Origin of the sequence: Bacillus sp. FSL R7-0685, assembly GCF_038002425.1 — a bacterium.
GTDB lineage: Bacteria > Bacillota > Bacilli > Bacillales > Bacillaceae > Bacillus > Bacillus subtilis.
This window is the reverse complement of record NZ_JBBOCN010000001.1, coordinates 396,811-411,443: the sequence shown is the minus strand read 5'-3', so window position 1 is coordinate 411,443 and position 14,633 is coordinate 396,811. Positions and strand designations below refer to the sequence as shown.

The window sequence follows — 14,633 nt, the reverse complement described above, 5'->3', positions numbered from 1 at the left end:
CTTTCATCACTTCATTTATGAAACCGTTACGGTTTGTGTATTAAGAAATTCGAGCAAAATCCCGGCATTCCTATCTAGCGTTTCGCCCTGCAGCATTTCTGCGTGTGTTCCGAAGCCTCTTTTCACACGGTAAACACCTGTTGTAGCTTCTTCCCATGATGCAAGCCATTCCGGCATGTCAAAATCAGCGCCGGAAGTCAACAGATCAATATCTGCTTTCACCTGGCCTGTGCTGATCAGGTTGACGTAGTATGAGTAAAAGGCATGTGTTTTTTGCTTGAGGCCTTGTTTGACGGCTTCGCTGTTGAGCGCTTCATTGTCCCGATTGACATTCATCAACGCTTCGACATCACTTTCAACCGTGCGTCCGTCCAGATCACTGACACCTTGTTTTTTATAGGAATCCACCATGATGATCCGCTGAACAATACGGCCTTGTTCCTCAAGCTTTTTCGCAGCTTCAAACGCCAGGCTGCATCCCGCTGAATATCCAAACAATGTTAAAGGCCCTTCCGGCTGCAGCTTCTGGATCAAATCCGCATAGCGGTCAAGCCGGTCTTCCTCCTCAATAAAATCAAAGGCGCATAGCTTGTATGACGGCAAGCGGCTGGACAGATTTTGGTACATAAGGCCATAGCCCAGAACCGGCGGAAATGCGAAAATGATCTGCTCCTGATCCTGATTCATTATCGTTACATCCTGCAAGCCATCAGAGCCCCCGTTTTTCAAATACGCTGAAATGCCGGCGATCGTCGGCGCTTCAAACAAAAGCTTCACTGGAAGATCAATCCCGAGCTCTTTCTTGATGCGGGACGCGGCGGTCATGGCCTTCAAGGAATGCCCTCCGAGCGCAAAGAAATCGTCATGAATGCCAATTTGCTTTCTGCCGAGAACCTCAGACCATATTTGTGCGATTGTTTCTTCCATCTCGTTCCGCGGTCCAATCCATTCTTCCGCCAGCTGATCCTGATCAGGTTTTGGGAGCAGCCGTTTATTGACTTTCCCGTTCGTCGTTAAAGGAAGCTCATCCAAGAAGGTAAAGGTTTGCGGCACCATGTAAGCAGGAAGCTGTTTTTTCAGGTGCGCCTTCACGTCTTCAGCTGAAAGCTGCGTTCGGTTCACAAGGTAGGCATTGATTGATGCATCGCCAGACTCAGGGCGGTCCGCCACAACGACCGCATCTTTCACACCTGGGTATTCCTGCAGCTGCTTTTCGATTTCTTCAAGCTCAATCCGGTGTCCGCGTATTTTGACCTGGTCGTCAATACGGCCGGCGTATTCAATCGTTCCATCCGGCAGCCAGCGCGCTAAATCCCCTGTACGGTAAAGCGTTTCTCCCGGCTTGAACGGGTTCTCGATAAACTTTTCCTTCGTGAGGTCAGCACGATTTACATACCCTTTTGACACGCCCATTCCGCTGATGCACAGTTCACCGATCGCCCCGAATGGCTGGAGCTGGCTTTGCTCGTTCAGAATATAAACACTGGCATTGCTGATCGGCTTTCCAATCGGCAATGAGGAGATGGAATCCGGCAGATCATGCACGACGTGAGCTGTCGCAAACACTGTTCCCTCAGTCGGCCCGTAGCAGTTAATCAGCTTGCCCGGCCCCATGACCCGCAGCGCTTTTCTGACGTGAGGCACAGACGCGCGCTCTCCGCCGAATAACACGCAGCGAAGCCCCTTCATCCAATCCTCTCCCGCATCTGTGAGAAGATTAAATAGTGCGGTTGTCGCAAACATGACATTGACATTCTCTTGCAGGATCAGATCTGTGAGCCGTTCTGTATCAAGCAGCGTATGTTCATCTGCGATAATGAGCCGTGCCGCATTCAGCATAGAAGCATAGAAATCAAAAGTAAATGCGTCAAAGGCGTAATTCGAAACAGACAAGAACGTATCCTGATCAGAAAATGCCATGTAGTCTACATGCTTGACCAAACCTTGAATATTGGCATGAGTGGTCATATTGCCCTTTGGCTTTCCGGTTGTGCCGGACGTGTACATGATATATGCCGGATCATTAGGATCAATCGCGGTTGCAGGATCGCTTGCCTGTTCTTCAAACCGTGTTTGATCATCAATGAAGAGCGTTGTGCCTGTATACGGCAGCTCAGCCGCTTGTTCTTTCATCTCCTGATGCGTCAGAAGACAGGCTGCCGCACTGTCAGCCAGCATATACGAGATTCGGTCCTCTGGCAGCTTCGGATCAACCGGCAGATAGGCTGCTCCCGCCTTTAATACACCGAGAATGCCGATCACCAATTCAAGTGAGCGCTTCGTGTACAGCGCTACAACAGAGCCTTTGCCCGCACCGTGTTTTTGCAGCCGGCGTGCAATGCGGTTCGCTTCCTCATCTAATTCGCGATAAGACAGGGTCTGGCCGGAATACGTAAGCGCCGGTGCATCCGGATTGGCGTTCACTGCTTCCTTGAACCAATACGTCAGAGGCTTTGTTTCATGAGCTTGAGCCGGCGGGTTTAAGCCGGTTAGCAAAAATTCTCTCTCCCTGTCGTCAACGAGGTTGATCGTGCTGACAGGCTGATCAGGATTCTGGATGAGCTGCTGAATTGCTGTAAGAAGCTGAGATTTCAAGCGCAGGATAAACGCCTCATCAAACACATTCTCATTATAGGCAAGCTTAATCAGCATCTCATCTCCCGGGGAAGCCATCAGGTTGAGATCATAATTCGACTTCTCAAAAACATGAACATCCACCATATCAAAGCCGTTTTCACTGCTTTCTTCATTTTTCGCATCCTGAAGCGGATAGTTCTCAAAAACAATGATGTGGTCAATCAGTTTCGGCTGATCGGCCTGGCTTTGGATGTCATAAAGCGGCACATATTGATGCGGCTCAGACTGCAGCGATTGCTCCTGCAGCTGCTTGAGCAAGCCGTTAAATGTGATACCCTCAGACAGCTTCACACGTCTCGGGACAACGTTGATAAACAGCCCGACCATATGTTCAACGCCTTTGATTTCCGCGGGACGCCCTGAAACAACTGTACCGAAGGCCAAATCGCCAGACTGCTGATAGCGGCTGATCAATACGCTCCAGACTGCCTGCAGCGCCGTACTTAAAGTGGTATGCTGCGATTTTGCAAGCTCGGTAAAGGCCTTTGTTTCCGCCTCCGGCAGTGAAAAGAGCAGCTCTTTCGGCTCATAGCCGTCCTTTTGTTTCTTTCTTTGCTCCGCAAACGTCGTTTGTCCTTCAAAGTCCTCTAAATATTCGCGCCAGTAACGCAGTGATGCTTGTTTATCCTGCTTTTCAAGCCACTTGATGTAGTCTTTATACGGTTTGACGGGCGGCAGGCTGTACGGCTTTTGTTCGCGCAGAGCATTGTATACCTTAAATAGATCCTGTACGACGATGCCGAAGCACCATCCGTCCAAAATAATGTGGTGGTAGCTCCACACCCATTCAAAGCTTTCTTCAGCTTTCTTGAAAATGGCTGCCCGCATCGGAATATCCCGCGTCAAATCAAAACCTCTGATCTTATCCTGTTCTTTGTACTCATTGATTTTGGCTGTTTGCTCGCTGCCCGTTAAGTGTGTCAGATCGATTTCTTCTATATGGAACTGCCGTTTTTTCAATACGACTTGGACAGGTCTTTTTACTTTTTCGTGAATGAACACGGTACGAAATACATCGTACCGGTCCATGATCACATTCATGCTTTCTTCAAGACATTTGATATTCAAGCTGCCTTTTACTTTCATCGTGATTTGTTCAAGGTAAAAGCTTTGGCCGGGATTCAGGATGGCATGAAAAAGCATCCCTTCCTGCATCGGCGATAGGTAATACATATCTTGAACCTGATCCTTGCTAAATTGACTCATATGTTTCGCTCCCGCCTTCTGTAATTCCCTTGCGTTTTATTTTAAATTCTCCTCAAGCATGTCAAAGATATCTCCCATCTCGTCCATTTCAAGGTCTTCGGCGCTAAAGTCGCTTGGTGTGAATTCCTTGTCTTCTTTTTCCGTGCAATGGCGGATTAGCATCAGGAGGTTTTCTTTAAACCGTTCCATTTGCTCCTCGACTGTAGCTCTTTCAAACTCCTTCTCATTGTAGGAGCAGGAAAGCACAAACCGGCCATTTCTGATCATGCCGCTGAAGCTTAAAGCGTACAGCGCCTCTGATTCTCCGCTTACTTGGCGCCCCATATCGAAAGCGGACGGTTCAAAGAAATCGGTTTTGACTTCACTGTCGAATTGGCCCAAATAGTTGAAGCTGATCTCCGGTGTGAAGCCCTTTGTTTCCGCTGTTTCTGTGAAATAACGAAGAATGCCGTAGCCAACACCTTTGTCCGGAATGCGGCGCAGGTTTTCTTTGACTGTTTTGATCACAGCCGAGGCATCTGCGTCAGATATGTCGAGCACAACAGGGTATTGTGCCGTAAACCAGCCGACCGTTCTGGAGATATTCACATTCGGGATAATGTCCTCCCGGCCGTGTCCCTCAAGGTTAATGCCAATTTTGGCCCCCTTTGTCCATTCTTTCATTGTCAAACCAAGCGCGCTGAGAAGAATATCGTTGATTTCAGTTCCATATGGCTGATGAACATCTGTTAAAAGATGTTTCGTGTCTTCTTCCGTTAATTCACATAGGACAGATGATGTATCCTTGACGATCCGCTGCTCAGTTTCACAATCCTTCGGTAAAGGAGAAACCTGTTCAGCGGCAATTTGCGACCAGTATTCAGCCTGCTGTAAAAGATGCGCTGATTGGCTGAATGCCGCCAGTTCTTCCGCCCAATCCTTGAAGGAGTTTGTTTTTTGCGGGAAGACAAGGCTCTCTTCTTTCTCAGCCTGCATGTAGCCTGAAGCAAAGTCTTCAAGCAAAATCCGCCATGACACACCGTCGACCACCAGATGGTGTACAGCAATGAGCAGGTGATCCCCGGCTTCTGTGCGATATTGCTCCGCCTTTAGAAGCGGCCCGTTTTGCAGATCGAGACTGCTCTGCAGCTTGTTCGCGAGAATTTTAATCTGGCTTCTCAGCATCTCTTCATCGGAGCCGTACAGATCCACGATTTCGAAGCTGACCTTGCTCTCACTGATCGGTTGATACGCCTGAACGATGTCCCCGTTTTCCTCACGATAGACCATACGAAGCGCGTCATGATGCTCGATCAGCGCCTGCAATGTTTTCTCCACCCGTTCAGGGTCAAAGCCCTTCTTGGCGTGAAGCATCACAGATTGGTTCCAGTGGTGCTTGTTCGTGAAGTTCTTTTCAAAAAACCAGCGCTGGATCGGCGTCAGGATGACTTCGCCCTCTACCGGGCCTTGGTCTGCCTGTTTGCCTTCGGCACGCTCTACATATTGGGTAAGCTCCTCGATCGTCGGATGCTGGAAGAGATCTTTCATTTCCAGCTTCCAGCCGTGCTGATTCAAGCGGCTCGCCATTTGAATTCCTTTGATGGAATCTCCGCCAAGCGAGAAGAAATTGTCGGTGACACCGACTTCAGACATTCCAAGCACGTCCTGCCAGATGCCGGCAAGCAGCTCTTCCATGTCGGTCGTCGGCGCTTTATATTCTCCGCTTCCCGCTTCGATGTCCGGCTCAGGCAAGGCTTTGCGGTCCACCTTGCCGTTTGCCGTAACCGGAAGCTCGTTCAGCGTCACCCAAAACGCCGGGATCATGTAATCCGGCAGGGTTTCCTTCAGTGCTGATTTCAGTGCTTCTATGTCAGCTGATTCCGGTGTGACATACGCCGCGATCGCTGTGTTGCCGCCTTTATCTTTGACAGCTGTCACCGCCGCATCCTGCACCTCAGAAAGCTGGGCGAGCTGGACTTCAATTTCTGAGAGCTCGATCCGGTAGCCGCGGACCTTGACCTGCTGGTCGATCCGGCCGATGTATTCGATGCCGCCGCCCGTCCATTTCACCAAATCGCCGGTGCGGTACATGCGCTCACCAGGCACAAACGGATCAGCGACAAACCGCTTCGCGGTTTCGTCTTCTCGATTCAGATAGCCTCGTGCCAGTCCGCGCCCCGCCACGCAAAGCTCTCCGGCTACGCCTTCCGGCTGCACCTGATTGCCCTCGCCGAGAATGTATACTCTCGTATTGGCAATGGCCCGTCCGATGGAAAGCGAGCCTTCCTCCGGATGGATTTCTGCGCTTGTGGCAACGACCGTATTTTCTGTCGGCCCGTAGTTGTTGACGAGTGTGTACGGCTTTTTCACTGCCCGCTTCAGCTTGTCTCCTCCGGTCAAGAGGACGCGAAGTGATGTGTTCTCAAGCTCCATGAACTGTTCCGCAAGCTGTGTCGGCAGGAACGTGATCGTTATGCCGTTCGTTTCAAAATAATCGTTCAGGCGGACGATATCGAGGCGGATCGCTTCATCAATGACGTGAAGCTCGGCACCGATCGTCCAGGTCGGGAACATCTCCCAAATGGAAGCGTCGAACCCAAAGCCCGCGTACTTCGCACTGCGGTCCTCCGCTGTCATGCTGAACGCGTCGTGGTGCCAGAAGCACAGGTTCACAAGCGCATGGTGCTCGACCATGACACCCTTCGGCTGTCCGGTCGTTCCAGACGTGTAAATCATGTACGCCAAGTTCTCCGCGGTTACAGCGGTTTCTGGATTTCCCTCGTCGTTTTCATCAAGCGGCAGGCTTAGAATCGTGCGGCTTCCGTCGAGAAGAATGACATCTCCCGTAAAGCTGTCCGGCACTGAAATCCCTTCTTGCTTCAAGAGAAGCTTCGCGCCGCTGTCCTGTAAAATATACTCAATCCGCTGATCCGGGTAGTCAGGATCAATCGGCACAAACGCCGCTCCGGCTTTCAAGACGCCGAGCACCGCGGCGGACATTTCAAGCGACGGCTTCGTGAGAATGCCGACGCGGTCATCCGGGCTGATGCCGCAGTCCATCAGAATCCGCGCGAGACGGTTTGCCTTCGCATTCAGCTCGCCGTACGTCCAAGACTGGCCGTTGTATGTGACAGCCGGACAGTCTTTGTGGCGCTGGACAGTCTCTTCGAATAGCTGATGAACCGTTTTGTCTGTCGGCACAGGCAGCGCTTTGCCCTTCCATGCCTCAAGAAGCGCTTGCTTTTCTGTCTCGGTGACCAGTGACAGGCTGGAAAGCGGCTGGTTCGGGTTATCCGCAACAGCCTTTAGTAGCCGCAGAACGTATTCGCTCCATTTTTCAGCTGTTTCTTTCGCGAACAGATCTGTCGCATATTCGAGCTGCAAGCCAATGCCATTTTCATCAGTAAATCCGCCCAGTGTCAGATCAAACTTAGAAGTTCCCTGATGAGCCTCATAAGGTGAAATGCTCAGATTTTGCAATGTAAGCTGTTCTTTATCAGGGTTTTCTGTCGTCACCATCACATTAAACAATGGGTTTCGGCTCATATCCCGAGGGAGATCAAGCTGATTAACCAGATCTTCAAACGGATACTCCTGATGCTCAAGCGCTGACAGGTTCGTCTGCTTTGCTTGCTCCAAAAGCTCCGCAAATGTTTGCTGTTCTTTCGCTTCCATTCTCAGGGCAAGTGTATTGACGAACATTCCCGGCATGTCCTGAACATCAGCATTCGTCCGGCCGGCAGTAACGGAGCCGATGACGATATCCCGCTGTCCGGAAATTTTGCTTAAAAAGACGTGGAAAACAGCATGGAGCACCATGTGCAAGGTCGTTCCGGTTTCCGCAAGCAGTTTTTCTACCGCCTTTGCCGTCTCACTTCCCGTACGGAAACGGATCGTATCTCCTTTAAAGCTTTGCACAGGCGGACGGGCATAATCGAGCGGGAGATCAAGCTCAGGCAGCTCGCCTGAAAGAACTGACAGCCAGTACGCCTCATGCTCCTTCATCCGTTCTTTTTGCTCAGCTTCATTTTGCCAAACGGCGAAATCTTTATAATGAAGCGTCGGCTCCGGAAGCTGCTCTCCTTTGTAAAGCAGCGCCAATTCTTTTACAAAGATGCCTCTTGAGACGCCGTCTGCGATGATATGATGCATATCTAAAAGCAGCAAATGTTTTTTCGCTTCTATTCGAAGCAAAGCTGCGCGAATGAGCGGTGCGTCGTTTAAGTCGAATGGCCGGATAAATTCCTTAATCTTTTGGTCCGCTTCGTCTTCTTTGGCTTCAAACACATGAAGATCAACCTCCGCCTTCTCAATGATGCGCTGAACAGGCTCACCATTAGCTTCCATAAATGACGTCCGCAATGATTCGTGACGGTTCACAAGCTGATTGAGTGAGTCGCGCAGGCGCGAAATATCAAGCTCTCCTTCCATTAGAAGAACTGATGGCATGTTGTAGCTTATCGTCCGGCGGTCAAGCTGATTGAGCACGTACATCCGTTTCTGTGCGGATGACAATGGATACATAGCCTGCTTGTCAGCCGGTTTGAGGACTTGATGATCGCCTGAAACGGCAGACGCCTCCATATAAGCCGCCAGCTGGCGAACAGTCGGCTGCTCGAACAGTGCTTTAAGCGGTACGCTTTTCTCCAATTCCGCCTGAATGTTGGCAATCAGCATCATCCCTTTTAATGAATGGCCGCCTAAATCGAAAAAATTGTCATCAATGCCGATGGCTTCTATGCCAAGCGTTTTCTGCCAAATGCGGCATAAGCTTTCTTCAAGCGCTGTCTCCGGTGCGGCCAAGGCCTTGCCTCCGGATTGTGCCGCGTTCGGCTTCGGCAAAGCGTTTCTGTCGGTTTTTCCGTTTGCCGTCAGCGGAATCGCGTCAACCTGCACAAAGAAAGCAGGAATCATATGAGACGGCAGTGTTAGGGAAAGCTGGTACCGGAGCTCTGCTTTTTCAATAGCTTGATCCGACGTATAATACGCGCAAAGCTCTTGAAGACCGCCCTCGGAAACCGCTAGTACAACCGCTTCTTGAATTCCGCTGAGGCTGAGCATGACCGTTTCAATTTCTTTCGGCTCAATGCGGTAGCCTCGGATTTTCACCTGATCATCAGCCCGGCCGATAAATGCAAGCGTACCGTCAGAAAGTCTTCGTACGACATCTCCGGTTTTGTACATGAGGCTTCCCGGCGAATATGGATTTTCTACAAATCTCTCGGCTGTCAGCTGAGGCCTGTTGAGATACCCTCTCGCGAGCCCCTGTCCCGTGATATAGAGCTGTCCGCTCGCTCCAGGCGGCACAAGCTTCAATGCTTCATTTAAGACAAGCGCACCGGCATTCGCAATCGGGCGTCCGATTGTCGGGCGTTTCGCAAATGCATCCGGCTCAGACAGATCAACCCGCCCGGCGATGGCGCCGATCGTTGCTTCTGTCGGGCCGTAGTGATTGATAAATTCGGTATGTCCATACATCTTACGGAAGGCGATAACATCAGTCGGGATGATTTTTTCTCCTCCCAAGACGATCAAGCGCAAGGATTCAAAGTTCGCATCTTTTGCAAAACTGGCGGTGTTCACTATTGTATGGAACAGAGACGGTGTCAGCTTGATATAAGTGATCCCATGCTCCTTGATATAGTGCGCTATTTCATCCGGCGCCGTATAGGTTTCCTTCTGGACGATATGGAGCTCGCCCCCGCCCAGAAGTACAGGGAACATGCTCGTATAGCCAAGGTCAAATGCGTAAGATGAAAGCAATACAGTCTTATCATTTTCCGTCAGGCCCGCCTCTTCACTAAACCAAGAGACATAGTTTGTCAGATTACGATGCTCAATCTGCACGCCCTTTGGCTTTCCGGTCGTACCGGACGTATAAATGACGTATGCAAGATTGCGAGACCCGGAAATGGATGATGGGCGCTCCTTGCTTTCATTTCTCCATTTACCGTCATCAAGGCTGACGATTGTCCCTTCATATTGCCCAATAGCCGTCATGTTTCTTTCATTCACGACCGCAAATTTTGCTCCGCTGTCCTCTAATGAATAACGGATTCGTTCTTCGGGTGTATCAGGATCAATCGGAAGGAAAGCTGCCCCCGCCTTCATGATACCGAGAATCGATATCATGACTTCAGCTGACCGGTCCATAACAATCGCGACGATGTCTTCATTTCCTGCCCCTTGGGCACGAAGATGATGCGCCAGCTGGTTCGCCTGTTCATCAAGCTCGCGATAGGTCAGCAGATTTCCGCCAGCCTTCACCGCAGAATGGTCAGGTGTTTGCTGGGCCTGTTTTTCAAAAAGTGCTGCAAAGGTTTCGGTAATTTGAGTCATATGTCTTTCTTCTAGCAAAGCAGCCGTTTCTGCAGATGAAAGCAGATCTACATCAGACAGCCGAACGTTTGGATTAGCCGCGGCCGCTTTGATGATATTGACAAAGTGGCGGCTCCAGCGGCGGATCGTCTCGTCCTTAAACAAGGCAGTCGCATAGTCAAAGCTTAGGCCGATATCCTCTTCACGCTCGACCGCTTCCAAGGAAAGATCAAATTTCGCAACATGATGAAGCATGGAATACGAGGAAATCTTCAAATCTCCTAATCTTAATGAAGGAATCTCCATATTCTGCATGTTGAACATCACGCTGAACAGCGGACTTCTGCTTGTATCCCTTGTAAGCGGAAGCTTTTCAATCAGCTCCTCAAGCGGATAGCTCTGGTGCTCGAATGCTTGAAGGCTGGCTGTTTTGACCTCTTCAAGGAATTGCGCGAAGGTTTTATCTCCCGTTGGTGCCGTTCTGAGTGCCACCGTGTTGACAAACATACCCGGCACACCTTGCAGATCAGGATGTGTTCTGCCAGCTGTCGGCGAGCCGACAATGATATCATCCTGTGACGCGTACTTGGAAAGGAGTACATTGAACGCCGCCAGCAAAAACATGTACATTGTCGTATCTGTTTCTGCCATGAGTGATTTGATTTGAGCCGTGATTTGCTTATCAAGCCCAAACATCACGCGCTCTCCCGCAAAGCTCCGTTCAGCAGGCCGCTCGAAATCCGCGGGAAGATCCAGTATTGGCAGTTCGCCTTTAAAGACATCGAGCCAGTATTCCTCATCTTTTTGATAATTAGTTTGTTCTTTGTGCCAAACTGCGTAATCTTTATAGTGAATTTGTGGCAGTTCCAGATCTGCGCCTTGATATATTTTGGCAAGATCACCGATTAGAATGCCTGTTGAACTTCCGTCAGTAATAATATGATGCATATCAATGAGCAGCAGGTGGCGTTTTTCTTCCAGCTGGACAAGCTTCGAACGGACGAGCGGCGCGCGGTTTAATTCAAACGGCTGAACAAATGCTTTGATCATCTCTTCCGCGTCTTCTTCCCGTCCCTTGGCAGCCTCCAGCTGGAACGATATGTTTTTATGAACGGTTTGCACAACCTCTCCGTCGATCATGTCAAACGATGTACGGAGGATTTCGTGCCGGTTGATTAATTGCTGAATCGCGTTTTCAAGCCGGTCTTTATCTACTTCTCCCTCCAGCAGAAGTACAGCGGGGACGTTGTAGCTTGTGTTTGCTTGTCCAAGCTGATTGAGGATATACATTCTCCGCTGGGCCGGGGATACAGGATAATGCTGCTGATAAGATGCTTGCCTGATCGGTTCAAACGTCTGCTCCTCCTTGCTTTCGTTCTCTTCCAAATACAGTGCCAGTTCTTGAATAGTCGGCTTTTCAAAAAGCACTTTTATCGGAACTTCCTTATGAAAATGCTCTTGGATTTTTGCCGTCATCATCATCGCTTTCAAAGAATGGCCGCCGATCATAAAGAAGTTATCGGTAACGCCTGCTTTGACGCCGAGTATTCCTTCCCAGATCTCCGCTAATTTCTTTTCACTCTCTGTTTCTGGTGCTGCGTATTCCGGCTGCACAGCTTCTGATTGCGGTGCAGGCAGTTCCTTTTTGTTGATTTTCCCGTTTGGCGTGAGCGGCAGACTGTCCATTTGAATCAGGTGGGCAGGGACCATATAGTCAGGCAAAGACTGAGACAGTGTTTTTCTCAGCTCGCTCACAGCCACTTCACGGTCCGCCGTAAAGTACGCGCAAATTTCATTTTCATCCGCTTTGTTCTTGCGGATGATCACCGCGGCTTCTGTCACATGCTCAGCCATGTTCAGTTTTGTTTCAATTTCGCCAAGCTCAATTCGGAAGCCGCGCACCTTCACTTGGTTGTCGATTCTGCCTAAAAATTCGATATTGCCGTCCGGCAGCCATCTTGCCAAGTCACCAGTGCGGTAAATTCTCTCACCCGGTCTGAACGGGTCTTCCAGAAATTGCTTCTCCGTCAGCTCAGGGAGATTGACATACCCACGCGCTACACCGATTCCGCCTACGCAAAGCTCACCAGGCGCGCCGATTGGCTGCAGGCATTGCTGCTCATCCATAATATAGGCAGTGGAATTTCCGATCGGCTTCCCGATTGGGATAGAGCCGCCATACTCGCGGTCGATCAGAAAACTGGTTGAAAACGTCGTGTTTTCTGTCGGGCCGTATCCGTTCCACAATGAAAGCGACGGCGATGCCTGTTTTACTTTGCTGACAATATGCGGGACAAGGGCATCTCCGCCGATGATTAAATGGCGCAGTGTGCCGAACATACCCGCATCCTTTGCAGCAAGCTGGTTGAATAAAGGTGATGTCAGCCACATAGTTGTGATGCTTTGCTCACGCAGGAATGCAGCAAATTGTTTCGCATCAAGCAGTGTCTCTTTTTTGACCGGATAAAGCGCTGCGCCATTCAGCAGTGCGCCGAATACCTCAAACGTTCCGGCATCAAAGCTGACTGCCCCTGTTTGCGCCATGCGGTCCTCTTCAGTAACAGGAACGTACCCGGCATTTTTGACGAGGCGCAGAATGCTTTTATGTTCGATCATGACGCCTTTCGGTTTGCCCGTTGAACCGGATGTGTACATGATGTACGCCAAATCAGACGGGGCGGATGGCAGGTTGAGATTGTCAGCTTCGCCATCTTCAATGCCTATGTCCAGTGTAAGAACCGGCACCTGCAGCTGATGTGCCTGCCCTGTATAAGAATTTCCGATCAAAACCATTCGAACGCAGCTGTCCTCTGCCATGAAACGAAGACGATCCCCAGGAAGCGCTGGATCAAGCGGCACATATGCGGCGCCTGCTTTTAACACAGCCAGCATGCCGACAACGGTTTCTACTGAGCGATCGTTCATAATCGCTGCTGTTTCCCCTTTTTGAAGCCCTTGTTCGACAAGCTTTTTCGCCAGGCGGTTAGCCGCTGCATTTAGCTCGCGGTACGTCAGCTCGGTTCCTTCATATACGACGGCAGTGCTCGCCGGCGTCCGTTTCGCTTGCTCTTCAAACACTTGGTGAACAGCCATTCCTTCAGGGAGTTCGGCTTTCGTGCTGTTAAACACCTCGACAATTTGCCGCTGCTCTTCGTCTCCCACAAGCCCGTACTCACGCACAAAAGCGGCCGGCTGATCGACAGCTGCTTCCATCATGCGGGTAAGGTGCTCCGCTGTCCGTTCGATAAAAGCGGAATCAAAGGCGGCTCCGTTATATTTAATTTTGACGGTCCACGTTTTGCCCGGATACACAATCAGGTTGAAATCGAAGCTCGTTTGTTCAAATGCGCTTTCTACCTTAATCGAAAACCCGAGGCGGTCTTCCATGCTGCCGTTTTCAAGCTCTTGATCAAGCGGATAATTTTCAAACGCGACCAGATGGTTTAAGAGATTGCCATCAAGGGCTGAGCGTTTTTGAATCTCATAGAGCGGCACGTAATCGTAACGCTCTGCCTCTACTGCATGCTGCTGAACAGCTGTGAAAATATCAGCGAATGCAGCATCTCGTTCAACTTTCACCCGCACTGGAATGGTGTTGATAAACAGCCCCGCCATCGTTTCGATTCCGTTGATTTCAGACGGCCTTCCTGAGACGACCGTTCCGAAGACAACATCATCCGTAAAGTTGTATTTGCTGAGAACAATGCCCCAAACGGCCTGAAATAGGTTAGGCCCTGTCACTTGATGGAGATTTGCGGTTTGCTGAATACGGGCAACCAATGTTTCGTCCCATGTAAAGGAATATTCTTTATTGACGTATTCGTCTTTTTTCACAGGCAGGCGGCCCGGGAGCACGCTTGGCTGTTCAAAACCCGCCAAGCGCTCGCTCCAGTAGCTCTCCGCTTCTTCATTGTCCTGTTTTCCAAGCCATTTGATGTAGTCGGAGTAAGGCTTGCCTTGACCGTTTGCAGGTGTCCTTCCTGCTCTGAGCGCTTCATAGTTTTGGAACAGGCTTTTCATGAGGACGCCCATGCTCCAGCCGTCCATCATAATATGATGATTGCTCCAGACAAGATACAGCTGATCTGCATCAAGGCGGAAAACCGCTACCTTGAACAATATGTCTTTTGCCAGGTTAAAGCCTTGGCGCTGAACGTCTTGTTTGTAACGCTCAATGTGCTCTTTCTGGCGGTTCTCGTCTGCATGACTGATATCCTCATAATGCACCTTTGTTTTGCGTTCCACTAACACGACCTGACGCGGTTTTTGCAGCTGCTGATGCACAAATACCGTACGGAGAATATCGTATGACCGAATCAGTTCATTGACGCTTTTCTCAAAGATTTCAAGATCAAAAGCGCCGTGAATCCCAAGCTCTAATTGTGTGAAGTACGAGGAAGAATGCGGATCAAGCATCGCATGATACAGCATTCCCTCCTGCATTGGTGTCAGTGCGTACACCTTTTGAATCGATTTTTTGCTCATATGCCACC

At 50.1% G+C, this 14,633-nt stretch carries 2 protein-coding genes; both read right to left on the bottom strand.

The features are described from left to right. Positions 1 to 15: 15 nt before the first annotated feature. Positions 16 to 3,843 carry a surfactin non-ribosomal peptide synthetase SrfAC gene (srfAC, locus tag MKY50_RS02125; protein WP_341116088.1) on the bottom strand — a complete coding sequence of 1,276 codons (3,828 nt, stop codon included), beginning with the start codon at positions 3,841 to 3,843 and terminating at the stop codon, positions 16 to 18. Between the two features lie 36 nt (positions 3,844 to 3,879). Beyond that, positions 3,880 to 14,625, bottom strand: coding sequence for a surfactin non-ribosomal peptide synthetase SrfAB (gene srfAB, locus MKY50_RS02120; RefSeq protein WP_445662036.1), 10,746 nt, complete (start codon positions 14,623 to 14,625; stop codon positions 3,880 to 3,882). Positions 14,626 to 14,633 lie beyond the last annotated feature (8 nt).

Excerpts from the sequence above, each read along its gene's own strand:
- srfAB (WP_445662036.1), bottom strand. The coding sequence starts at position 14,625 with ATGAGCAAAAAATCGATTCAAAAGGTGTACGCACTGACACCAATGCAG.
- srfAC (WP_341116088.1), bottom strand. The coding sequence starts at position 3,843 with ATGAGTCAATTTAGCAAGGATCAGGTTCAAGATATGTATTACCTATCG.